Genomic DNA, 23,635 nt, shown 5'->3' with positions numbered 1-23,635 from the left:
TTAGTTACTTCTCATCAGAGTGGTTTGGTCGCTGGTACCAAGGGTTGCGTTCATCTGTTAGCTCGATCAAATTATATTTTCGATTCATTTTCTGACCACCATCACGCGTTAGTGGCTGCCAACTGAAGTTCGCTCGGTTGTTACTTGGCTTAACTGTCATGATGTCGTATGGAATTGAAATATAGAAGCCTTTGGTAAAACTGCCTTCACCAAATTCATCAGCTGATAAGTCACTCACAGACGCAAAGACGCCAGCTATTACGCCGCTCTTGAACTGCTTGGCAAAATTAAGCTGAGCACCTTTATCTCCACCTAAGAATTGGCCAACATCCAACTGGAACATTGTATCAGACATGAACTCCCACTGCGGAAAGTAGTAGCCTGATACAAAGCCAGTAAAGCCTTTATCAATGACTTGGAATGGATCACCATATTTTGGAACGTTCTGCCATTTATCAGTGTAAACGCCAAAGTAACTTTGTGGGTCTCGTTGAGATATTAAGTTAACGTCAGCACCGATGGCCCAATTTGAACCTTGAGGGCGATATAGTAACTCTGTACCAACACCAGCAAACATACTCTCCAGGTAACCGGCGTAGAACTGCTGGTCTAGTGTATCTGAGTATTCCTGGAACCAAGTGAGCTGCAGGTTGGACATCGTGATGTCATGTTCGTTTTTGTAGGCACGAACCATGGTGCGTACACGAGGAATGGTTGTGCCATCTTCTGGCGTTATATAGTTAAATTTGTCGTAGTTGTTATACCAGTCCCAGTATAGCGAACCGCCTAATTCTAGGTTATCGGTTAACCAATAAGAGGCGCTGCCAGTCAAACCGACGCTGAATAGATAAAAGTCTTCTGCGCTTCCCAGTGTTTGAGTAACATTAGGTGCAACCCCCCAATCGATGCGTTCAAAACCATTATAAGTCGCTTCACCTTGTGGTTTTTGGTTTGATGTTGAAACCGCATCTTCGATTTTTGCATCGACATAGTTTACTTGAGCGTAATCTCGATATTTATCTTTAGAGATCACTGTTTGGTTTGTTATTAACCCACCATTTCGCTCATTAATGGTAAATGTATCAACACTCTCTGGCATTTGGTTGGCTAATACGGCAGCCGCTTTTTCATGCGCTTCGTCGCGGTCGCGGTACTTTTTCTGTTCACCGACAATCGATATCGTATCATCCTTCGCATAGATGTTGGTATTTTGATAACCCGCGATTTTATCTAAGTCTTCAGTAACACGTTCCCAATCCACCTGAGAAAGTTCAGCTGGTTGGTTATCTTCCACTTTTGGTGTTGGTGTATCACGCCAGAATGAAGGCATGTTATTGAAATTAGTGTATAGGTTAAAGCCTGCTACTAGTGTATCGCCACGCTCATAACTTAAGCGTAGATCGGCCATATGACCCAATCGGTATAACATACCGACGTTCCATGGAGTGTGCGGAGTCATGTCTACGCCACCGCGAACAAAAGGAAAGTCTTCACTGTAGTCGTTGCTGTCATATTCCAGCTTAAAGCGTAGTGGAGCGTACAAGGTTTGGTATTCTACTCCACCAAAGATAGCCGCAGGACCTTTAAACCAACGCTCAAAATCTACGCTGCCACCATTACCTTTATAATCGGATGGCCGATCACAGTAGCGATCTGATACTTTACAGGCAGCATTGTTGATATTGTCGCGCGTGCCTAAGTAACCCCAGCCCATACCTAAAGTAAAGTCGAACGTACCCAAGTTAGGGTTAGAGTAACGTTTGGTTGCAGCAAGAAACTCAGCATCAAATAGTCCAGTGCCAGCAAAATCACGCACACCGATAGAAAGCTCTGGTAAATACTGAGATTCCTCTAAGAGGCGGACTTTAAAGTCGACACCTTTATCGGTGTACTTTGTATCACCAGAAAAATCAGGGTCACTACTGTAGAATAAGTCATTGACTAAGGTGTAACGTAGGGTTGTTTCCAGCCATGGCATTACTTGTAGAGTGACATTGTAAAACTGATACTCATTACTGAAGGTGGCGGAAAAATTAAATTCACCTTCTGGCGCCATACGACCAGTCGGCATTTGCATCAGGCCTACACCGCCAAAATCCATCTGTGATGGTTGTAACGGTGGTGCTTCAAATGGCATATCTTGAGCCCAAGCTAATGCCGGACCCATTAACGAAAGGGTTAAAGTATTTCTAATTAGCGTCATAGCGGGCTCTTGATTGAGGTTGGCTTCAGTTGGGTAAGCAACTTAACAATATCCTGATCCATTTCAGAATGTTCAAATTCCTCAAAGGGGATATAAACCATAGTCAATGGTGGCAAGTAATATCGTGTCGTTAGCCAGGAACCGTGGTGTGGCTGAACGATGTTGCCATCTGGATAAATCAAAATTGGTGGGTATGCCAGTTCACCAATCTCGTGTTTTAGGTTGGTAATCTGTTGCTTTAAAGAGATGCCTGCTTGTTCTTTAACCGAGAAAACGTTATCTAAGTTACCAAGATAAATTACTTTTTCTTCTCGTGGCATGGATACAAGAGAGAATTCACCGTCGATCAAAGAATTTTTAAACTTATCTGAGCGAATGTTATCTAGATCAACAGCAGAAAATGCACGCGGAGCAAATTGATGCTTTTGTATGTATTTATAGAATGGGTGTGCGACCAGGTTATGCTGAATCATTTGATTCAAAACCGAGTTTTTAAGTGCGGTCGATTCACGCAACGCTTGTTTTGAGCCATCGAATAACGTTGTACCAAGAGGATATTGTAACACCAGGTCTTGCTGCTGTGCATGCTTTAGTACATCCGCGAAACGTGCTGGTTGTTCGAATCGTAACTGTTTGCCTACACCAATCAATTCAACGTTTAAATATGTAGTTTGATCTGGGGTTGATTGAGCGGAAGCAGGATTAACACTTGTGCTTGCCAACAGAGCGAAGCTTAATAAAGATAACAGTCGTTTATTCATGATTTGCTGTATCCTTTTAATATCGTTAACTCAATAGGTGCCATATTTGGACCTAAATGTTGACGGGTCTTCACGACTTGTCCGTCACCATCTACCCAATAAAGATTTTCAACGGTTTCAGAAAGACTAGGAAACTCAACAGATTCTCTATATACATGGGCTGACGTTGAAGACAGTGGAGTTGTGACCAATTCTTTACCTTGATAAGTGCGTGTGATGCGAGCAGGAAAGCCATAGCGGTATTGCTCAGCCCAGTCGTATGAAAGGACATACTCAGTATTTGATGCAGTATATCGAGGCACTTGGCCATAGACACCGGCAATATTATTCTTCTGTAAGCCAACGGTTTTAACGATATGGCCGTCTTCTGTTACTACCATTGTTTTGTCTGCGCTAACCCATTTCAACTGCGTTTTACCAGTTAGAGAGTTATGGTCTGCGAATGCTAAAACAACAAATACTTGTTTTTGACTTCCTAGTTTTAGGTATGCGCTGGCGTACGGTACGGTTTCAATTTCTTCAGGTGTGAGCTCGACATCGATGTAATTACCATAGGCTTCTTGGACGGTTGCGGTGACATCATTGAATTTTTGAGTACATCCGAACATAAGGCTAACGGCAGGTAGGACTAGTAGCAGGTGCTTCCACTTTTTGGCTCGAAAGATATTCATGATTCCCTCTTGAAAGTAAAATCGCCCTGAATAATTCAGGGCGATTATCTACTCAATACTTAACTAAAATTAGTTAGTATTAGTATTAACAGTGGTCGTAGTAGTGTCGCTGTCTGTCGCTGCAACTGCTACAACAGTTGCTGCCGCCGCTGCACCAACACCTACTGCAACTTCACCACTAGCAAGAGCAGATGCGCCTTCAGTTGTGCCTGCTTCAGGTGCTGCGAATGCTGTTGACGCACTTAGAGCCATAAGAATAGCCAGAGCTGTATTCTTCATTATTTATCCTTGTTATATCCGGTATATAAAACATCGATGTTTGGGAGCATAAAATCATGCCCAAGATCTATTCTAGTTAAAAAATCATCAGCATGTAAATAGTTTCGTATCTATTAGGTTGTTAATTTTAAGAAAATAAACAACCTAGGGAAGGGAGAGGGGCTTGGATTCTAGGTTTACGCGTTGCGGTATCTGTACGTTATTCTTCGCTTGTACTTGTTGTATAGAATACTGAAAAGGCAGCTTTCGCGTAATCTGTATTTCCTAAGGTTGTCTTCCTGAACAGCGACGAAGGAGAGCTATTAAGCTTTTGCTGCTCGAGTTTGTTGTGGTTGAATGTATGTCTCGGATTACGCATTTATTGTCAGTAGATTCCTGATGTCGCTATGACTCCTCGGAATGACGGGGAAGAGAAAGATGTAAAGTGAGGTTTAGGGGAAGGGCAGGGGCTAGGCTTTAGGTTCAGGTGTGTACTGTCTTGGAATACTGATTACAGAAGTGTTTTACATCGTGATTGGGTGGTTGGAAAATAATCCGTAATCCGTAATCCGTAATCCGTAATCCGTAATCCGTAATCCGTAATCCGTAATCCCAAACGACAAATTACTAACTTGACGGTTACCTCGATAGTCAGAACACTCTCCACCTAGACCTTTTCTAAAAACGAGTATCCCATTCTTACATTCTAGACATATTCGCCCTCTTGCTGTTTACTGTCATTCCATGCATAATTTGGCAGCTTTGTAGAGCACTTTAAATCATGATTTTTTTGGTTTAATCTCACAAGCTGAAGGCTTAAATAAAAATATTTATATAAATAAACCGAGAAATGAATCGGTAATCAGCGAACAGTGGCTAACGCGTAAGTGCCGCAGGGCGGTAGCGTGGAACGCGAGATATTTAACATGCCTTACTGCTCGCTTTAAGCGCTGCGGTAGGTCGATATATAGGGAACAATTACGTGATTAATAAACGACCATGGCTAGGGGCGTTGAGTGCAATCAGCTTAGGATTGTGCTCTTTTTCTGCTTCGGCTGATTTTTATGCAGGTGCGTTATTGAGTTACTCTAACGCCGAATATCACCACACCACCTCATCTTCAGTAGCTGAAGGAAGCCCTTTTCTTCTTCAAGCTCAAGCTGGCTACTTCTTCAATGATTACCTCGGATTCGAAGCCCGTTACGGCACCTCTCTTGAACGCGATGGTGGATTAGCTGTCGATAGTATAGTAAGCGGCTTTACCAAGTTTAATATTCCAGTCTCTGACCGAGTCGCCCTATATGGATTGGCAGGTTACTCCAGTGTGCAAATTGATCAACAAAATGTTGGATCTGGTAAAGATCAGGGCTTTAGCTTTGGTATGGGCGCGCATTACGCGCTCGATAAGCAAAGTGCCATTGTCTTTGAATTTATTGATAGCCTCGCAGAAGATAAAGTCCGTCTGAATGGAATTTCGCTTGGCTTCCAGCACCGGTTTTAATTAAAAACCTAGCGCCTAGGTCATTGTGTCTAGGTTTTTCACTTCATTATATTATAGCGATCGATCATGCTTAAAGGATATTTCTCCATTGCGGTTTGTGTATTGGCCAGTATGCTTGCGCCATACACGTTAGCGCAGAACCCAACTCCAGAACAAATTCAAATGTTTAAGAGCTTACCAGCCAGTCAGCAACAAGCACTGGCAAGTAAGTATGGTATTTCCATCCCATCAGCATCTTCTCAGCCAGATACTTACCAAAACCCACAGGTGATTGAGCCTCGTACTCCTGTGAACGACAATGAACAAAATAGGAAAGTAAATCAGAAAAACCAAGAGACAGGGTTAAAACGCTTTGGGTTAGAACTTTTTGCAGGCTCACCAAGTACATTTGCTCCTATTAGCGATGTTCCAGTACCGGCTGACTATACGGTTGGTGCGGGTGACGAGATCGTTATCCAGTTATTCGGTAAAGAGAATACCACTCATCGTCTTCGTGTTAACCGTGCAGGTATCATCAATTTCCCGTCATTGGGTCCAGTGCAAGTGGCGGGCATGAGCTTTTCTGAAGTGCGTGATTCACTAAACCAGCGTGTACAAGAGCAGATGATTGGTGTACGTAGCGACATCTCATTGGGTGAAATGCGTACCATGCAAGTGTTTGTCATGGGCGATGCGTACAAACCGGGCGCGTATACCGTGAGTGCTCTATCGACGATTTCTCAGGCGATTTACTACAGTGGTGGCTTTGGCGAAAGTGGTGCGCTGCGTAATATTCAGTTGAAGCGTGATGGTCAAGTTATTCGCAATCTAGACATGTACGATTTGCTTCTAAACGGCGATGCTCGTAACGATGTGCGCTTAATGCCAGGGGATGTGGTGTTTATTGGCTCGGTGGCACAAACCGTTTCAATTGATGGTGAAGTTAACCGCCCAGCTATATATGAAGTAAAACCGGGTGAAACTTACAAACAATTAATTCAAATGGCGGGTGGTTTTACAGCCAATGCCTTCTTTGAACAAATCGATATAAAACGCTTTGGCACTGAAGGTAGCCGAGAAGCATTAACGCTGAACTTTATTAACGCCCAAGACCAACAAGCGAAAGTTAAAGTGGGTGATGAAGTCAATGTGCTGAAAAAAAGCGCAGAGTTAACTCGCTATGTTCAAATAGAAGGTGACGTACGCCATCCTGGCTTTGTTGAATGGAATAGCGGACTACGGATTGCAGACCTTTTTCACTCTGTTGACTCTTCCTTCAACTCAACTGCAGATGTTAATTACGCCGTAGTCGTACGAGAAGTCAATCCGCAACGAGATATAGAAGTCCATCAAGTTAACCTTGCAAAAGCGATCTTATCGCCAGGCAGCAAAGATAACATACAACTTAATTCTCGTGACCGAGTATTGGTCTTTAACCGATTAAGCATTACGAATGTTGAATCGTTATTAGAAACTGAAGATAAAGCGAAGAGTTTAGAACAAGCTCAGGAGAAAGAACGTGAGCAAGCTGTTGAGTCGGCGAAAAATGTTTCTCAGACTGACATTCGTATGATGTGGCAAGGTAAGCCTGTTTCAAGAGAGCAACTTAATAGTTTAAAACAGAACACTCGTACAGCTTTATTAGCTCCTGTTTTACTTAAGCTGCAGCAGCAAGCTCGATTGGGCATACCACCACAAATCGTTGAAGTAACAGGCGAAGTAAAATATCCAGGACGCTACCCAATTACTTCACGTATGACAGTATCTATCCTATTAGAGGCTGCAGGTGGTTTGACTTATAGTGCTTTCAGCAATGCAGAGCTTGCGCGAAGCACCATTAATAACCTTGATGAAAGAGCATCTGTTGGTATAGAGCGAATTAATCTTATTAAGGCCATTCAAGGTGACATTAACCATGATGTAATTATTAGTGGAAGAGATAGATTAAACGTTCTCCAAAAGCAGGATGTGAAATTGCAAAGCACAGTGACTTTGCAAGGCGAAGTTCGCTTCCCGGGTAACTATACTGTACGCCAAGGTGAAACGCTCGGAGAGCTACTCGAGCGCGCTGGTGGTCTTACTGAGTTTGCTCACCCTCAAGGGGCAATATTTACTCGTGAAGCACTTCGACTAAAAGAGCAGAAGCTACTTAACGAGTATGCTGCTGACGTGCGTGCAGAAACAGCCAAGAAGACTTTCCGTGCCGACAGTAACTTAGGTTCCATTATTTCTGACCCAGATAAAACACTGAAATTTGTCGAGGAAGCTAGTCGCAGCAAAGCACTTGGCCGTATGGTCGTTCAGCTCAATCGTATTATTAAAGATGAGCGTTCTGCTGACTTTATGCTAGAAGACGGCGATTTCCTATTTGTGCCGACCTTCCGTAACACCGTATCGATTATGGGTGAAGTTCAGGTTCCAATTACTTATCTACGAGATAGTAAGTTGGATGTGGATGATTACCTGAACAAAGCGGGTGGTGCGAAAAAACAAGCAGATGAAGACCGTATTTTCGTCGTACGTGCCGACGGCTCTGTTTATAAACCGACGTCAGGCTACTGGTTTGGTAATAACAATGAAGAGCTAAGTGCCGGTGATACGATTGTTGTTCCAATAGATACGGACTACCGTGACGCGCTGAGCACTTGGACTGCCGCAACGCAAATCCTTTACCAAACAGGTGTAGCAATCAACGCATTGAAGTAAAAAAGCTTCGGTCCTAGGGGCTAGGTCTCTGGGACCAAACACCTCTTACTTCGCTTCAAAAGTAAGAAGGTATGGCTCGAAGTGCTTCGTATAGGAAATATAAAACGTCATTCCAGCGAGGCTAGGAATCGAATCAACACGCTCTCGATAGCTGAAAGTCATATCTTCAATGGATAATCGCTGTACAACGAAATTATCCTAATTCACCAATCTTCAAACCTAGAATTAGTACTAGATTCTGGGCTGCTAGGACTTTTTTAACCCTATGGAACCACACAAAGAACCACAACCAAATTATTTACCCTATCCCCCGCAGACTCCTGTTGCTGATGATGAGATCGATCTGCGTGAATTGTTCAAGGCTATCTGGAAAGGTAAATGGCTCATCATCACCACAACGTTTGTATTTGCGGTCGCTTCGGTATTGTACGCGTTAAGCCTACCGAACATTTACAAAGCTGATGCTTTACTAGCCCCGGCAGAAAGCTCAAACGGTGGCGGTTTAGCAAAAATGGCCGGTCAACTTGGTGGCCTAGCGGCATTAGCTGGGGTTAATCTTGGTAGTGGTGAAACTTCTCAAACCGATCTTGCAGTCCAAGTCATAAAGTCTCGCCAGTTTGTAGGCGAATTCATCAATAAACATGACTTGCTAGTGCCGTTAATGGCAGCAAAAGACTGGGATTTATCTAATAACCAATTAGTTTTAGATGAAGAACTATATGATCAGAATACTGGTAAGTGGTTACGCGAGCCCGAAGGTCTTCGCGGTGCAAAACCAACAGCGCAAGAGGCTTTTGAACGTTTCAGTAAAGATATCTTAAGTGTAAATCAAGATAAAGAGAGTGGTTTATACACAGTATCGGTGAAGCATTACTCTCCTTATGTTGCTCAGCAATGGGTTAACTGGCTGATTGAAGATATAAACAAAGTAATGCGTGAACGTACTATTGCAGAAACTTCTCAAAACTTGGCTTATCTGAATACTCAGCTACAGAAAACGGCTGTAGCCGATATGCAAAGCACGTTTTACAAGCTTATAGAAGAACAAACCAAAAGCTTAATGCTGGCTGAAGTTCAAGAAGAGTTTGTATTCAAGGTAGTAGATCCAGCCGTTGTTCCAGAAATAAAAGATGGTCCTAAGCGAGCGCTGATCTGTGTATTAGGAACTTTACTGGGCGGAATGCTAGGTGTTGCAATCGTGCTAGTACGATTTGCGTTTCGTAAGGATGAAGATATAGAGGACCTAGCATCCAGAGCCTAGGCTCTACAGAAGCCATTGGGGCGGGTTTAGGAAACTAGGCGAAAATAAGCAATTACAATGAGATAGTGAAAGTGGACTGTCTCAAAATGAATAAAAAGTGTCTCAATTGACTTGATTGTCTGAGATGAAAAAACGATTATATTCAACAAGCAGGTGAGCTTTGAGAAATTGAAAAGAAAAGTAATCAGGGCAGGCAGGGCAATCGCATGAATATGCCCATTTTTAAAGGGCTTTCGTCAAATTAGTATCTTCTAATTTACAAGGTGTTTCTTTAACATTCATCACAACATTTGTAACTCATCAAGGATCAATTTGTAGATCATTTTGAGTGTTTTTTAATGGTTCTGTACTTAAACGGAGCCAAATTATGACGACAATAACGAACCCATTTATGCATTTTGAAGTGATAAAAGATTACCGGCAAGCCGCGAAAGTGGAACACAAATTGTCAGACATTATCTTGCTGACGATTTGTGGTGTTCTATCCGGTTTTGATACATGGGAAGGTATCTGTGATTTTGGTGAAAGCCGAACCGATTTTCTTAAGTCACTGGGTGATTTTAAGAATGGGATTCCGTCGTCAGATACTATCGCACGTGTCATGGGTATGGTGAGTCCGTCAGCGATGCAAAAGGCATTCATCAGTTGGATGAAAGATTGTCATCAAATTACCGATGGTGAAGTCGTTGCGATTGATGGTAAAACCGTTCGAGGCTCTTACAACAAATCAGAAGAACGCTCTGCAATTCATATGGTGAACGCCTTTGCAACCGCGCAAGGCCTTTGTCTTGGTCAATCGAAAGTTGATGACAAGACGAATGAGATCACTGAAATTCCCAAGTTATTGGAATTGCTAAATATCTCTGGTTGTTTAGTCACTATTGATGCGATGGGATGCCAGAAAAAAATTGCCCAAAAGATAGTGGATAAAAATGCCGATTACTTGCTTGCTGTAAAGGGAAATCAAGGCACTTTGGAGAAAGCGATAGGTGAATTTTATCGCCCCTCGATGCTGCAGGAATTTGCAGAGGGAGACAGTTATGTGAGTCAAGAAAAAGGGCATGGGCGTGAGGAAACACGCTGTGCATTAGTGACGAATGAGCTGTCATTTTTAGGTGATTTAGAGCATGAATGGCCGGCGCTAAAAAGCGTGGGTATCATGGTTAATATGCGTAAAACAGAAGGGTCCGCGACAGAGGAAGATATGTCGGTTCGCTTTTACATCAGTTCAAAGAAACTTAGTGCGAAAGAACTGCATGATGCAACGCGTTCTCACTGGGGAATCGAGTCGATGCACTGGCAGTTGGATGTTAGTTTCAGAGAAGATGCATGTCGCATTCGAGTCGATGATCGCGCAGAGGCTTTTTCAAGGATCAGACAGGCGTGTTTGAACCTTTTAAAGCAAGAAACGAGCTTTAAGGGAGGCATTCAACGTAAACGAATGAAGTGTGCGATGGATGTAAACTACTTAAGCAAGGTTCTCAGAGCCCTTGAATAACGGGGATGTTCATGCGATTTCCGTGTCAGGGCAGGGCAATCGCATGAATATGCCCATTTTTAAAGGGCTTTCGTCAAATTAGTATCTTCTAATTTACAAGGTGTTTCTTTAACATTCATCACAACATTTGTAACTCATCAAGGATCAATTTGTAGATCATTTTGAGTGTTTTTTAATGGTTCTGTACTTAAACGGAGCCAAATTATGACGACAATAACGAACCCATTTATGCATTTTGAAGTGATAAAAGATTACCGGCAAGCCGCGAAAGTGGAACACAAATTGTCAGACATTATCTTGCTGACGATTTGTGGTGTTCTATCCGGTTTTGATACATGGGAAGGTATCTGTGATTTTGGTGAAAGCCGAACCGATTTTCTTAAGTCACTGGGTGATTTTAAGAATGGGATTCCGTCGTCAGATACTATCGCACGTGTCATGGGTATGGTGAGTCCGTCAGCGATGCAAAAGGCATTCATCAGTTGGATGAAAGATTGTCATCAAATTACCGATGGTGAAGTCGTTGCGATTGATGGTAAAACCGTTCGAGGCTCTTACAACAAATCAGAAGAACGCTCTGCAATTCATATGGTGAACGCCTTTGCAACCGCGCAAGGCCTTTGTCTTGGTCAATCGAAAGTTGATGACAAGACGAATGAGATCACTGAAATTCCCAAGTTATTGGAATTGCTAAATATCTCTGGTTGTTTAGTCACTATTGATGCGATGGGATGCCAGAAAAAAATTGCCCAAAAGATAGTGGATAAAAATGCCGATTACTTGCTTGCTGTAAAGGGAAATCAAGGCACTTTGGAGAAAGCGATAGGTGAATTTTATCGCCCCTCGATGCTGCAGGAATTTGCAGAGGGAGACAGTTATGTGAGTCAAGAAAAAGGGCATGGGCGTGAGGAAACACGCTGTGCATTAGTGACGAATGAGCTGTCATTTTTAGGTGATTTAGAGCATGAATGGCCGGCGCTAAAAAGCGTGGGTATCATGGTTAATATGCGTAAAACAGAAGGGTCCGCGACAGAGGAAGATATGTCGGTTCGCTTTTACATCAGTTCAAAGAAACTTAGTGCGAAAGAACTGCATGATGCAACGCGTTCTCACTGGGGAATCGAGTCGATGCACTGGCAGTTGGATGTTAGTTTCAGAGAAGATGCATGTCGCATTCGAGTCGATGATCGCGCAGAGGCTTTTTCAAGGATCAGACAGGCGTGTTTGAACCTTTTAAAGCAAGAAACGAGCTTTAAGGGAGGCATTCAACGTAAACGAATGAAGTGTGCGATGGATGTAAACTACTTAAGCAAGGTTCTCAGAGCCCTTGAATAACGGGGATGTTCATGCGATTTCCGTGGGGCACCTTAGGTATACGTTACTTTATCTCATCAAAAGCCCTGACACCGGAAGAGTTTGGTCAGCTTTGTCGTGGACACTGGCAGATAGAAAGTATGCACTGGTGGTTAGATTCAGTGATGAGAGAAGATGACTGTCGTATCATGCTTAAGTAAGCAGCACAAAACTTATCCCGAATTCGTCAGATGTGCCTGAATATGATTAAGCTTTATCCAGAGAAAGGGACTCTAAAACGACGACAAATGAGATGTGCTTTAGATACGAGTTATAGAGAGAAGATCTTATTTGGTGGTTAAAAAACATTCATGCGGGAACCCTGAATGTGCATGAATTTTATCAAGCTTGTAGAGATGAAAGGGACATTAAAACGGCGCCAATTAAAATGCGTGTTAAATCTTGAGTTCCGAGAGAGAGCTTTGTTTGTGACTTAAGGTGTTTTAACGATTTTGTAACTCATGCGGGAACCCTGTTTATTGACGGGGATGTTCATGATTTTTCCGTGAGTGATCTTGTGTTAGAAATGGTATTTTGTATTCTGGGTATGATAAAAACGGGATAAGAGAATTATGAAATCTGTTAAATTAAAGAGTAAAAAAGTTGTACTAACATATGGTACATTTGATATGTTCCACGTTGGTCATGTTAGATTATTAAAGAGATTAAAAACTGGTGCTGACATGTTGATTGTAGGGTTATCTACCGATGAGTTTAATCGAATAAAAGGAAAGACATCGTTCTTCTCTTATCAGGAAAGAAAAGAAATTTTAGAAAGTTGTCGTTACGTTGACTTAGTTGTACCAGAGGAAAGATGGGAACAGAAAGTTGATGATGTGACTAAATATTCTGTCACTACTTTTGCAATTGGAAATGATTGGGAAGGCGAATTTGATTTTTTAAAAAAACAATGCGAAGTTAAGTATTTAGAACGAACAAAGGATATTTCAACAACAAAAATTAAAACCGAACTAGCAAAGTTAAATAATGATAAAATAGATGATATAGAAAATCAAATTAAAATAATGATTGATGTCTTAAGAACAATGAGTACCTCAGATGATACCTGCTCAAAGATAACTATCTAATGCAAGTAGTGAAAAATATAGGGTATCTGTTTATTGTCAACTTTGCTAATTATGTAATTCCTTTAGTATTAGTTCCTTATGCAATAAGTACAATTGGTGTTGATGGTTTCGGAAAATTCTCTATAGCGCTGGCGATATTTTCTTATGGTGTTTTAATAACTGAATTCGGAATGAATTTAACTGTTACAAAAATACTATGCCAATCAGCTAGTGAAGATAATGATGATATAATTAGTGCTGTAGTTACTATAAAAATATTTATATATGCAGCAGTGACGACTGTATTAATTACTGGGTGTTTGATTTTTAAATCTGATGATTTGTACCTCTATCTGTCGTTATCGCTATATTTGTTTGGCTTCACATTTTCACCGTTGTGGTACTTTCAATATAAAGAGAATATGAAAGTGGTAACATTATATAATGTTATTCCAAAGCTCATTGTGTTGCCTCTTATTTTTGTTTTCGTTAAAAGTAAAGATGATTTATTTTTATACGGGTTCATATGGAGTTTTTCATTTTTCTTATCAGGGATTATAGGGTTAGTAATTCTATTTCAAAACTTTCAATTTAAACTTCCACGAATAGAAGTTGTAAAAAGAGTTATATATGAGAGCTTGCCCATATTTTTTTCTCAAGTTAGCGTAAAAATATATTCCACGTCTAATGTGTTAGTAGCAGGGCTCATGATTGGTGACGTTGCTGCTGGTATTTTCGCTGCAGTAGAGAAGCTAATTCGTGGTGGTGTTTCATTATTATCACCAATTCACTCAGTCCTATATCCTAGGTTAAATATTAAGTTAAAAGAAAACACTAATGAGTATTGTTACTTAGTTAAGATGCTAGTTACTATTCAATTTTTCTTAACAGCAGGAGTTTACATAGCAGTAAATATACTTAATGATCATATTTTGCTTTTATTCTTTGGCGAGGTAATCGATTTTACTAGTGTAAACTTTTCCATTGTTTATCTTTTATTAATTATTATACCTATGAGTAATGTGTTTGGTACCTTGATATTATTGCCTAATGGAGAGAATAAAGGCTTTTTTAAAGTTTTATCAATATCTGCTGCTCTTCATTTAGTCTTACTCCCAGTTGTAACTTATTTCTGGAAATTAAAAGGTGTATTTTTGATTTACACGTTTACTGAATCGTTGGTTTTACTTCTTTTAGTACTATTGGTAAAAGAAAAAAAAATACTAACAAATATGTTTGTAAAATGTTAGAGAGCAAATGTAGGTATATTATGGTTGATATTAGAGTGGTTTCATTGAAATATTCCGAGAGACGAAGTAGTTTTTCATTAGATCGATTAAAATATGATTTCTTTGATGCGGTAGAAGGCGATTCGGAGAGTACGTTTAATGAAAACTTAGCTATGTTGATATATGGAAGGAAGTTACGTAGAGGTGAGATTGGCTGTACATTGAGTCATTACAATCTAGCGAAGATGCATTCTAACTCTAATGAAGATTGGTTGTGTGTGCTTGAAGATGATGCAACTATAAAAGATAATTTAGTTGAGCTCATTAATAATTTGCCTGCAAAAGATTCAATTGCAAAAATATTGCTTTTAGGTCATTCTAAAACTAGAGAACAAGACTTGATAATCCAAAGGCTGAAGCAACCTTTGAATAATAAATGTGTTATTTCAGGTGTGGAATTTGGAGAATCTAAAGTTAATTTTTGTGGCACGGTTGGATACGTTATTAATAAATCTGCTGCAAAAATTATTGCTAAGCAGGACAGTGTATTTTGGTTAGCAGATGATTTTAATGTTTTATCAAATATGGGAATAAAGGTTTTACACCCATCGATACCCTTGGTTTATGAAGATCTGAGATATGTCAGTACTACAGGCAATGAAATTACATATTATCATAGTATAAAAGAACATTTTTTTCATAATGTTTATGTGGTATTTAAAAGTCAAATTAAGCGATTGTTAGGTAAATTATGATGTTAAGAGCTTTAGATGTCATTTTACTTCCATTTTTATTGTTCATCGTTTTGCTGCTTTCTTTGTTTAGACTGAGACAGTCGTACTGTTTCTATTCGCCGGTAGGTTTAAATGGGTCAATAAAAAATTTGTATAGCTATTATAATTTTAAAGGAAAGATCACCTATGAACTCTACTCAAATAATGATTTTTCCACTTATGTGAGAAATGTTATCTGTATTTTGAGGAGTAAACATGTTTTTTTAACTCATGGTGTCGGCGGGTTACCTTTAATTTTGTTTTCAAGCGTGAGGATTCAGTTATGGCATGGGATACCGCTAAAAAAAATCCTCTTAGATAATGAAAATGACAGTAAAAGGGAAAAGTCATTAATGTTTTTTATTTTGTATAAGTTAAGGATATATTTATCGTACAACTTCTTAATAACCGGTAGGGGCGAAGCAAGCGATGTCTTGGTTAACTCTTTTGGCTTTCCTGAAACTAAAGTGAAAAGAGTTTCTGGCTATATTTCTAATTACCTTTTGGATGTGAACGATCTTAGAATAGCAAGAAACAAATCCGATATTGCTTATTTGCCAACATGGCGGGAGAGTGATGATGCTACTACTAATATTTTTAATTTAATTTATTGCAAAAAATTAGACAATATCTTGGGTTCTTATGATAAGAAATTAACTATTTACCCTCATCCATACGATAGGGATTTATATTATCATTTGGAAGAAAAAAACCCTAATTTTGGTAAATTAAAAAATATAGAGTTAAGTAAAGAGTCAGTAAATGTTGGAAGCTATAATAAAATTATAACTGATTATTCTAGTATAGCGTTTGAGGCTATGCATTATGGCGTTGATGTTGCTTTTTTCTGTCCAGATTTGATGGATTATGTATCTTCAGGGCGTGAAATGTATGACTACTTTTACAAGCTGCACATTTTAACTAAAATCGAGGACTTGGAAGCTTACATTGTTAATAAAGATCCTTCCGATTTAGAAAATCTAGAAAAAATTTACACATATAATGAAAGACCAGCAGAACAAATATATGAACTATTTTAGTAATTTGGTATCAATTGTTGTTCCTGTGCACAATGGAGGACAGACACTTGAACAATGTATTGAGTCAGTATTAACACAAACATATGAGCACTTTGAATTACTACTTTGCCTTGATAATTGCAATGATGACTCAGCTGATATTGCTGCTTTCTATGCTAAAAAAGATTCAAGAGTAGCTTATTTTGAATTAGGCAAAGATGAAGGGGGGGGGGCTGCAAGAACTAGAAATTATGGAATAGAAAATGCTAAAGGAAGGTTTTTAGCATTTTTAGACTGTGATGATTTTTGGGAGTCAAATAAGCTGAAGCATCAAATTAGCGAAGTTTATCAAGGTTTTAACTTTATATATACAGCTTACAGAACCTATTTGGATGAGATGTATGTGGGGGAGTTCTTACCAAAAAAAACAAATTATAATAGGTTGTTGAAAACATGTGACATTGGTTGTTCAACAGTTCTAATTGATCGTGATGTATTCCCTGATATAATATTTCCAATTATAGCTAAAGAAGATTATGCATTATGGCTTGATATGTTTTCGTCAGGAAAGATTAAACCTAAACGAATAAAAGAGAAATTGGTAACTTACAGGTTGTCATCCAGTTCAGTTTCTTCAAATAAATTTCTTGAGTTGAAGCGGCAATTTAAAGTATTACGTAAAATCGCAAAGCTTAATTTTATTCATGCACTTTGGTGTATTGTTAATTATGCGTTTTGGGGTTTAATTAAACATAATAAACAGTATAGGTAAGAATCTGTGCTTTCAATAGGCATTTCCACGATGAACGCTGGTATCTTTAATGTTGTTAATATTATTGATACAATACCAGAACATATATCCTTATTTGTTAATCATCAAGTTCTTGATGATAAAGATTACAGCGTTGAATATGATAATATAAAAGTAAAAAAGAATAATGCATTTGTTTTAGTTGACGAAAAAAAGGGCTTATCAAGAAGTCGAAATACATTAATTAATGCTGCTTATAAAGCTGAACATAGTTACCTTCTTATTTCTGATGATGATGTTTTGTTTAATACAGAGCAACTTAAAGAGTTATCTATATATTTAGGTAGGTTTGGCAATATGTCGACCAGCTATTGGCTACGATCTATTACCAAAGATGGAGTCTTGAGGAAAGTTTATCCGAAAAATGGTAAGGTTATTGCTAGATCAAGTTTATTTAAAGTGGCATCTATAGAGCTTTGTCTTAATCTTAGGTTTGTTAAACAAAATAGGTTATATTTTGATACCAACTTTGGGTTAGGAACAAATTGTAGGGCGGGAGAGGAGCCGATCTTTATCTCTGATTGTTTAAAAAGGGGCATGATATTTATGCATTTAGGTCTCTACCCTGCAATTCATCCGATAGAAGGGACCGGGTCTTTAGTTAATAATGATTTAGGACTTATGACTGACCGTGCATTGATTTTCTCAAGGATGTTCGGTAGCTTCTGGGGCTTATTAGTTTTTTTTGTTTTTTTTCTTAAAAAAAAGATTAAAAGAGAAACTAGCTTAAGCTACATAGCTGTATTTACAGGTGCGGTTAAGAAAGTATATGAAAAATTATAGCGAATATGTGTCCGTTATAGATATAACCTCTTTTCTTTGGTTTTGTATTTTCTCTTTATTGATAGTGAAATTAACTAGATCTTTCAGTGAGAGAAATCAGTTATATTTTCTTGTTTTTTTTCTCATTCACTGTATATTGTCACTGGTTTTCATCTATAGTTCTCCATTACCAGAGTTTTCTGATACTCATACTTTTGCTAAATTAGTGAAAGCTACAGAGTGGAATATTGTACAAAGTAAAGGTGTTGAATTTTGGTTTTATCTTTCTTATTTATTTAGATTAGCTTCAGGTTTTTCATTAGTTTCATATCTTTTTTTGCAGGTTTTTTTCTTTTATTTATCTGTAATTATGATGCTTTTGGCATTCGAGAATTTTGAAAACAATAAAGCATCAAATAGAAGCGTATCAATATATATTCTTTTAGTCTCTTTATTTCCTTCTGTTTTGTTATATATTGATCAGCCATTAAGAGAGGCTTGGCTTTTGTTAGGGTTCTCACTTTCGCTATTTTCGATTTCTTTGATCAAGCTTAAAGGAGGAAAAGTTAAGTATATTAACTTATTGTTTATTGGTTGTGTTTTAACAATATTAACAAGGCCTCAGTTGATAATTTGCTATACATTATTATATTTGTTTTTCATCGGTGTATCGAGGAGAAACTTTATTTTCATTGTAGTAATGTTTGCTCTTTCACCTTTTGCATTTACCGCATTAACTGGTTATGACTTTGAACCTGCTTTTTTTGCTTATATTAGAAATTCTCAAATTTCTAATAGCCCTGTAGACTCGGTATATGGTTCAGTTGAGTGGAATAGCTTTATTGATATTATTTTTGACATGCCTCTTTTGACGTTACAGTTTATACTTTCGCCTTTGCCTATTTTACACAATAACGCTTTTGTTAGTATGAAAGCTTTGGCTTTAGTTTTTTTGTATATGGTTGTGATATTTTTCTTTGCAGCTATGTCTAATTCTAAGAGCAAATACAAATATTTTTTGGTATATATGTCTTTCTCTGTTATTTTTTCTGTTTGGGAGTTTTATATTGGAGCTGCTATAAGACATAGGTTCCCACTTGATTTGTTATTTTTTCCACTTGCAGCTAATTACTTAAGCGGAGTTAGGGGGGGGGATGAGAGGTAGAGTTATATATGTTGGTGATTTCAATTCTAACAATGGACCATCAAGTGTTGATATATCTTTAGTCGCTGAGTTAGATGTATTAAAGTGGCAATCTACAAATAAGAATATTGTAAGTTTATTTTTGAAAACTATTTTGGCAAAGCATGTTCATGTTTCAGGGGTTTCTTTTGTTGGGGTGTTTGCAATATTATTTTCAAGGTTGTTTTTTGTAGATTGTTCATATAAGGCTCACGGTTTATTAAGGCATGAAAAAAATTATCGAAAGATAAAAAAATATAGGTGCCTACTTGAACTTTTTTTGCTCTTTTTTTCAAAAAAGATAATTTTTGTTTCAACGATTTTAAAGACTCAGTTTATTGAGCTTTATTGTTTTGGCACTGGAAAGTTATTTGTTATTCCTAACCCTATTCCGACTCGGGCAGTAAAGAATACTACGGGTATACATTTAGGTAAGGAAAATCATATTGTCTTAATTGGCGGTGGGAGGCCAGAAAAGAGAATTGCTAATGTTTGTAATGTAATTCATAAGTTACTGATAGAAAGAAGGTTACCTGCTAACTTGAAGGTTATAGTTTTTGGTGAAGATGGGCGTGACACTAATCTGATTAAATCGTTTACCTTTGTGGAATATATGGGGTTTCAAAGTAAGGAAACACTAGCTTTTCATATGGAACGTTCAAAGTTATTTATACTAAATAGTGAATTTGAAAGTTTTTCATTGTCAATATTTGAAGCTCTTAATCTTGGCGCTAAAGTCTTATGTTCAGTTAATATCGGAGCTCTTGACTATGTAAAACAAGCCGATGACTTATATTTGATTGATTCTGGTAATATCAGTTCTTTTGCAGAGTCTATTTTGTTTGCTTATAACGCTGAGTTACACAATAGTGGTTTTTTATTGAGAAGTGAATGCTTGAAAGATGCTATTGTTTTTGAGTACAATAAAATATTTGAGGTGTGATTTGTTATCTTTTACTGATAATTTAATACTAGTTATAGATCTTATTCTAAACAAGTTGCCAGAATCTTTACGTTATAAAGTTAGAAATGCGCTTTTGAAAAGGGATGATTTTTCAATTATAAGTGATAATTGCTGGGGAGGTTTTGTTTATCAACATTTTCAACTTAGATATAAAACGCCGTTTGTCGGTTTATTTATTTTTTCTCCTGATTATATGAAACTAATTGAAAATGTTAAACATTATATGGAAGTTGAACTAGTATTTATAGAGCCTAAATTGTCTAAATATAGAGAGCAGTTGGATTTATCATCAGGTGTATATCCTATTGCTCGCTTGAATGATGTTGAGATACATTTCCTTCACTATAAAGATGAATTAGAAGCAGAGTATAAGTGGGTGAAAAGAAAGCAGCGTATCAACTACGATAACCTGATAATAAAAATGAATGATCGAGATTTGTTTGATGCCGATATGTTACCTATGTTTGAGAAAGTGCCTGCTAGGAAAGTTTTCCTTTCTAGCCGTTATGTTAATCACAATTTTGCATTTAAGTTGTACGGAGAAAAAGAGGGGTGTATTCAAAACGAATGGACAAATTTTCGGAAAACAATATCACCTATATCATTAATGAATAACTTGATGAAGCGTTGATGCTAAATTCTTATTTAGATTGTAATTGTTAACTTACTACCTGATTACCATCATCAATCTGCCATCTGAACTATACTTTGAGTGTAACTATTCACCCGTGAGCTATTGACTGGTACTTATCTTTAAAAACAGGGAAAAATCATCAACATGCCCATGTTTAAAGGGTTCATGACGCATTGAGTTCTCAATTTTCGAACTTCACTAGTTAGCGCAATCACACAACAATCAATTGGCCGAAGATCGATTTGTAGATCATTTTCAGTGTTTTTTAATACCTCCATAGACAAATTGGAGGTCCAACAATGAGTAACCAGCACCCATTTATGCATTTCGATGTTATCCCAGATTACCGACAAAAAGGCAAAGTCGAGCACAAGTTAACTGATATCATTTTGTTAACAATTTGCGCGGTGCTTTCTGGTCAAGATGACTGGAAAGCGATCAGTCTTTACGGTCAAGCTCGACTAGATTTTTTGATGCGATTTGGTGATTTTAGTCATGGTGTTCCGTCAACATCGACCATAGCCAGAACGATGGGAATGATAAGTGCTACTCGATTACAGAAGAGCTTTATTGAATGGATGAAAGATTGCTGTGAGTTGACCAAAGGAGAGGTGGTTGCCATCGACGGTAAAACGGTGAGGGGGTCTTACGATGACTCTCGCGGACTTGGTGCTATCCATATGGTCAACGCGTTTGCCACTGAAAATGGCGTGAGCCTCGGACAACAAAAAGTGTCCCAGAAGTCGAATGAGATCACCGCCATTCCAAAGCTACTTGAACTGCTTGATATATCAGGCTGCTTAGTCACGATTGATGCGATGGGCTGTCAAAAGAAAATTGCACAAAAGATACTTGATAGTGACGCGGACTATCTTTTAGCAGTTAAAGGTAACCAAGGTCGTTTAGAGCAAGCGTTCGATAACTATTTTGACATGAGCATGTTTCAAAACCACGATGGTGACTCCTACAGCACGCAAGAGAAATCACGAGGTAGACAAGAAACTAGGCTTGCATTGACCAATAAAGATTTAAGTGTTTTAGGTGATATTGAGTTTGAATGGCCTGGTCTTAAAACCATGGGTATTGTGGTTTCAATAAGGCAAGAAGAGGAAGTAGCGAAAGAGTCAGAATTAGTGGTGAAATACTACATCAGCTCGAAGGATTTAAATGCTAAAGAATTGTTAAATGCAACGTGTTCACATTGGTTGGTGGAGTCGATGCATTGGAGCTTGGATACCACATTTGGTGAAGACTCGAGTCGTAAGCGCGCGGAAGAAAGTGCAGAGAATTTCGCAAGGATCAGACAAGCGTGTTTAAATATGCTCAAGAGTGAAACGACTCTGAAAGCGAGTGTGAAGCACAAAAGAGCGATGTGTGCGATGGATTCTGAGTACCTATTGAAGGTGCTAGCAAGCCTTTATTGACGGGGATGTTCATGATTTTTCCGTGAGTTTGAATGGCCTGGTCTTAAAACCATGGGTATTGTGGTTTCAATAAGGCAAGAAGAGGAAGTAGCGAAAGAGTCAGAATTAGTGGTGAAATACTACATCAGCTCGAAGGATTTAAATGCTAAAGAATTGTTAAATGCAACGTGTTCACATTGGTTGGTGGAGTCGATGCATTGGAGCTTGGATACCACATTTGGTGAAGACTCGAGTCGTAAGCGCGCGGAAGAAAGTGCAGAGAATTTCGCAAGGATCAGACAAGCGTGTTTAAATATGCTCAAGAGTGAAACGACTCTGAAAGCGAGTGTGAAGCACAAAAGAGCGATGTGTGCCATGGATTCTGAGTATCTTTTGAAGGTGCTAGCAAGCCTTTATTGACGGGGATGTTCATGATTTTTCCGTGGCGAAGATGTTTACTCAGGAAAAAGTTTTGAGCATCGCCGGCTATGGTTGGTAGAACGCATGCGCTTGCTAAGTCAGGTGTTTGCCATTGATGTGTGCGCGTATGCCATTATGTCCAATCACTATCACTTGGTCCTGCATGTGAATACGGCTTCGGCTGAATCTTGGAGCCACCAAGAGGTTGCGCAGCGTTGGACGACGTTATACAAAGTGCCTTTGTTGGTAAGCCGTTGGCTAGGTGGTGATTTAAAATCTAAAGCTGAAATCAATAAAACGCTTGAGCTTATTGATGAATGGCGTGAGCGTCTGCAAGACATTTCTTGGTTTATGCGCAATCTTAACGAGTTTGTCGCTCGCGAAGCCAATAAAGAAGAAGGCTGCAAAGGCCGTTTCTGGGAAGGGCGGTTTAAGTCTCAAGCCTTGCTAGATGAAAAGGCTCTACTTAGCTGTATGGCGTATGTGGATTTAAATCCCGTTCGGGCTGACATGGCTCAATCGCTTGAAGCTTCCGAGTTTACTTCTATCTATGAACGTATTCATTCAGTAGCGTGTCGGCAAGATAAAGGCAATGGTGAGATTGCCTCTTTGCCAGCAAAAGGCTTGGCTGGTTTTTTAGGAAATGAGCGACAAATGCAGCCATCGGCTTTTTCCCAAATAGGTGGAATTGAGTTTTCGTTGTTGGATTATTTAGCGTTAGTAGAAACGTTGGGCCAGATGGTGCGGCCAAACAAGCGTGGTTATATTCCGCCATGTGATAATACGATTCTTGAACGGCTCAATATGAATGCCGAAGAGTGGCTGAAGCTTTCAGAAAGCTTTGGGGGCAAATTTCGCTGTGCTGTTGGGTCTGCTAAAGAGCTGGAAAGTTATGCGCTACACACCAAAAGGGCTTGGGTATCAGGTAAAGCGTCAATGAGTGCCTGTAATTTCTAGAGTGTCCAAGGGTTGTTTTTCTATACATTGTGAAATAAAGCACGCTATTATATCATCATTTAACGGTATGATTTTATTATTTTTCGGTTAGCTTCTTTTTATTAAAGCGAATGGGAGTTCGTTATCGAGCATAGTATTATTTCTACAGGGCAAGATCATGAAAATCCTTTATGGCATAAGGGGTGACGTGAAGTGATGTTTCCACTAATTTGTACATTTAAA

At 38.8% G+C, this 23,635-nt stretch carries 21 protein-coding genes and 1 pseudogene; 18 read left to right on the top strand and 4 right to left on the bottom strand.

The window, feature by feature from the left end:
- Positions 1-4: 4 nt before the first annotated feature.
- From R7Z77_RS14520 to R7Z77_RS14505, 4 genes are all read right to left on the bottom strand, one after another.
- Positions 5-2,203 carry a YjbH domain-containing protein gene (locus R7Z77_RS14520; protein WP_301949467.1) on the bottom strand — a complete coding sequence of 733 codons (2,199 nt, stop codon included), beginning with the start codon at positions 2,201-2,203 and terminating at the stop codon, positions 5-7.
- Positions 2,200-2,964, bottom strand: coding sequence for a capsule biosynthesis GfcC family protein (locus R7Z77_RS14515; RefSeq protein ID WP_301949468.1), 765 nt, complete (start codon positions 2,962-2,964; stop codon positions 2,200-2,202). Before R7Z77_RS14515 ends, R7Z77_RS14520 begins: the two co-directional genes overlap by 4 nt.
- Complete coding sequence (locus R7Z77_RS14510; RefSeq protein WP_253644382.1) at positions 2,961-3,635, bottom strand: YjbF family lipoprotein; 675 nt, start codon at positions 3,633-3,635, stop codon at positions 2,961-2,963. Before R7Z77_RS14510 ends, R7Z77_RS14515 begins: the two co-directional genes overlap by 4 nt.
- Before the next feature lie 69 nt (positions 3,636-3,704).
- Positions 3,705-3,914 (bottom strand): hypothetical protein, encoded by a 210-nt coding sequence (locus tag R7Z77_RS14505; RefSeq protein WP_253644383.1) that lies wholly within the window; start codon positions 3,912-3,914, stop codon positions 3,705-3,707.
- Positions 3,915-4,875: 961 nt separating this feature from the next.
- Between R7Z77_RS14505 and R7Z77_RS14500 the strand changes: the two genes are divergently transcribed.
- The 18 genes and pseudogenes from R7Z77_RS14500 (at position 4,876) to R7Z77_RS14415 (ending at position 23,413) form a co-directional block, all read left to right on the top strand.
- Positions 4,876-5,394, top strand: a complete 519-nt coding sequence (locus R7Z77_RS14500) for a porin family protein (protein ID WP_025534585.1) — start codon at positions 4,876-4,878, stop codon at positions 5,392-5,394.
- 66 nt (positions 5,395-5,460) lie between these two features.
- On the top strand, positions 5,461-8,079 hold the full coding sequence (locus R7Z77_RS14495) for an SLBB domain-containing protein (RefSeq protein WP_301949469.1): 2,619 nt from the start codon (positions 5,461-5,463) through the stop codon (positions 8,077-8,079).
- A gap of 265 nt (positions 8,080-8,344) precedes the next feature.
- The gene (locus R7Z77_RS14490) at positions 8,345-9,340 is read left to right on the top strand and encodes a Wzz/FepE/Etk N-terminal domain-containing protein (RefSeq protein ID WP_301949470.1); all 996 of its coding nucleotides are present in this window, start codon (positions 8,345-8,347) and stop codon (positions 9,338-9,340) included.
- Positions 9,341-9,707: 367 nt separating this feature from the next.
- The gene (locus tag R7Z77_RS14485) at positions 9,708-10,838 is read left to right on the top strand and encodes an ISAs1 family transposase (protein ID WP_318136722.1); all 1,131 of its coding nucleotides are present in this window, start codon (positions 9,708-9,710) and stop codon (positions 10,836-10,838) included.
- A gap of 204 nt (positions 10,839-11,042) precedes the next feature.
- On the top strand, positions 11,043-12,173 hold the full coding sequence (locus tag R7Z77_RS14480; protein WP_318136722.1) for an ISAs1 family transposase: 1,131 nt from the start codon (positions 11,043-11,045) through the stop codon (positions 12,171-12,173).
- 11 nt (positions 12,174-12,184) lie between these two features.
- Positions 12,185-12,352 (top strand): transposase, encoded by a 168-nt coding sequence (locus tag R7Z77_RS14475; protein ID WP_318136721.1) that lies wholly within the window; start codon positions 12,185-12,187, stop codon positions 12,350-12,352.
- A 411-nt stretch (positions 12,353-12,763) separates the two neighbouring features.
- Positions 12,764-13,279, top strand: a complete 516-nt coding sequence (tagD, locus tag R7Z77_RS14470) for a glycerol-3-phosphate cytidylyltransferase (protein ID WP_318136720.1) — start codon at positions 12,764-12,766, stop codon at positions 13,277-13,279.
- Positions 13,279-14,508, top strand: coding sequence for an oligosaccharide flippase family protein (locus R7Z77_RS14465; protein ID WP_254413521.1), 1,230 nt, complete (start codon positions 13,279-13,281; stop codon positions 14,506-14,508). Before tagD ends, R7Z77_RS14465 begins: the two co-directional genes overlap by 1 nt.
- Positions 14,509-14,528: 20 nt before the next feature.
- Positions 14,529-15,242, top strand: coding sequence for a glycosyltransferase family 25 protein (locus R7Z77_RS14460; RefSeq protein ID WP_254413522.1), 714 nt, complete (start codon positions 14,529-14,531; stop codon positions 15,240-15,242).
- Positions 15,239-16,300 (top strand): CDP-glycerol glycerophosphotransferase family protein, encoded by a 1,062-nt coding sequence (locus tag R7Z77_RS14455; protein WP_254413523.1) that lies wholly within the window; start codon positions 15,239-15,241, stop codon positions 16,298-16,300. The genes R7Z77_RS14460 and R7Z77_RS14455 overlap by 4 nt, the downstream gene beginning before the upstream one ends.
- The gene (locus R7Z77_RS14450) at positions 16,287-17,051 is read left to right on the top strand and encodes a glycosyltransferase family 2 protein (protein WP_254413524.1); all 765 of its coding nucleotides are present in this window, start codon (positions 16,287-16,289) and stop codon (positions 17,049-17,051) included. Before R7Z77_RS14455 ends, R7Z77_RS14450 begins: the two co-directional genes overlap by 14 nt.
- 30 nt (positions 17,052-17,081) lie before the next feature.
- Positions 17,082-17,873, top strand: a complete 792-nt coding sequence (locus tag R7Z77_RS14445; RefSeq protein WP_254413525.1) for a glycosyltransferase — start codon at positions 17,082-17,084, stop codon at positions 17,871-17,873.
- The gene (locus tag R7Z77_RS14440) at positions 17,860-19,017 is read left to right on the top strand and encodes a hypothetical protein (RefSeq protein WP_254413526.1); all 1,158 of its coding nucleotides are present in this window, start codon (positions 17,860-17,862) and stop codon (positions 19,015-19,017) included. Before R7Z77_RS14445 ends, R7Z77_RS14440 begins: the two co-directional genes overlap by 14 nt.
- The gene (locus R7Z77_RS14435) at positions 19,007-19,978 is read left to right on the top strand and encodes a glycosyltransferase family 4 protein (protein ID WP_254413527.1); all 972 of its coding nucleotides are present in this window, start codon (positions 19,007-19,009) and stop codon (positions 19,976-19,978) included. The genes R7Z77_RS14440 and R7Z77_RS14435 overlap by 11 nt, the downstream gene beginning before the upstream one ends.
- 1 nt (position 19,979) lies before the next feature.
- Positions 19,980-20,630 (top strand): DUF1919 domain-containing protein, encoded by a 651-nt coding sequence (locus R7Z77_RS14430; protein WP_254413528.1) that lies wholly within the window; start codon positions 19,980-19,982, stop codon positions 20,628-20,630.
- 302 nt (positions 20,631-20,932) lie between these two features.
- Complete coding sequence (locus R7Z77_RS14425; RefSeq protein WP_318136719.1) at positions 20,933-22,057, top strand: ISAs1 family transposase; 1,125 nt, start codon at positions 20,933-20,935, stop codon at positions 22,055-22,057.
- 24 nt (positions 22,058-22,081) lie between these two features.
- Positions 22,082-22,456: pseudogene (locus R7Z77_RS14420) on the top strand (ISAs1 family transposase); the annotation flags it as partial.
- An 84-nt stretch (positions 22,457-22,540) separates the two neighbouring features.
- Positions 22,541-23,413: a transposase gene (locus R7Z77_RS14415; RefSeq protein WP_254413530.1), complete on the top strand. Its 873-nt coding sequence runs from the start codon at positions 22,541-22,543 to the stop codon at positions 23,411-23,413.
- The last annotated feature ends 222 nt before the right edge of the window (positions 23,414-23,635 follow it).

Source organism: Vibrio sp. 1401 (assembly GCF_033340295.1).
This window is presented reverse-complemented; position numbering and strand designations above follow the sequence as displayed.

Coding starts and splice junctions, on each gene's coding strand:
- R7Z77_RS14460 (WP_254413522.1), top strand. CDS start 14,529: ATGGTTGATATTAGAGTGGTTTCATTGAAATATTCCGAGAGACGAAGT.
- R7Z77_RS14510 (WP_253644382.1), bottom strand. CDS start 3,635: ATGAATATCTTTCGAGCCAAAAAGTGGAAGCACCTGCTACTAGTCCTA.
- R7Z77_RS14435 (WP_254413527.1), top strand. CDS start 19,007: ATGAGAGGTAGAGTTATATATGTTGGTGATTTCAATTCTAACAATGGA.
- R7Z77_RS14515 (WP_301949468.1), bottom strand. CDS start 2,964: ATGAATAAACGACTGTTATCTTTATTAAGCTTCGCTCTGTTGGCAAGC.
- R7Z77_RS14450 (WP_254413524.1), top strand. CDS start 16,287: ATGAACTATTTTAGTAATTTGGTATCAATTGTTGTTCCTGTGCACAAT.
- tagD (WP_318136720.1), top strand. CDS start 12,764: ATGAAATCTGTTAAATTAAAGAGTAAAAAAGTTGTACTAACATATGGT.
- R7Z77_RS14440 (WP_254413526.1), top strand. CDS start 17,860: ATGAAAAATTATAGCGAATATGTGTCCGTTATAGATATAACCTCTTTT.
- R7Z77_RS14480 (WP_318136722.1), top strand. CDS start 11,043: ATGACGACAATAACGAACCCATTTATGCATTTTGAAGTGATAAAAGAT.
- R7Z77_RS14415 (WP_254413530.1), top strand. CDS start 22,541: ATGCGCTTGCTAAGTCAGGTGTTTGCCATTGATGTGTGCGCGTATGCC.
- R7Z77_RS14445 (WP_254413525.1), top strand. CDS start 17,082: ATGAACGCTGGTATCTTTAATGTTGTTAATATTATTGATACAATACCA.
- R7Z77_RS14475 (WP_318136721.1), top strand. CDS start 12,185: ATGCGATTTCCGTGGGGCACCTTAGGTATACGTTACTTTATCTCATCA.
- R7Z77_RS14455 (WP_254413523.1), top strand. CDS start 15,239: ATGATGTTAAGAGCTTTAGATGTCATTTTACTTCCATTTTTATTGTTC.
- R7Z77_RS14425 (WP_318136719.1), top strand. CDS start 20,933: ATGAGTAACCAGCACCCATTTATGCATTTCGATGTTATCCCAGATTAC.
- R7Z77_RS14505 (WP_253644383.1), bottom strand. CDS start 3,914: ATGAAGAATACAGCTCTGGCTATTCTTATGGCTCTAAGTGCGTCAACA.
- R7Z77_RS14490 (WP_301949470.1), top strand. CDS start 8,345: ATGGAACCACACAAAGAACCACAACCAAATTATTTACCCTATCCCCCG.
- R7Z77_RS14485 (WP_318136722.1), top strand. CDS start 9,708: ATGACGACAATAACGAACCCATTTATGCATTTTGAAGTGATAAAAGAT.
- R7Z77_RS14465 (WP_254413521.1), top strand. CDS start 13,279: ATGCAAGTAGTGAAAAATATAGGGTATCTGTTTATTGTCAACTTTGCT.
- R7Z77_RS14495 (WP_301949469.1), top strand. CDS start 5,461: ATGCTTAAAGGATATTTCTCCATTGCGGTTTGTGTATTGGCCAGTATG.
- R7Z77_RS14520 (WP_301949467.1), bottom strand. CDS start 2,203: ATGACGCTAATTAGAAATACTTTAACCCTTTCGTTAATGGGTCCGGCA.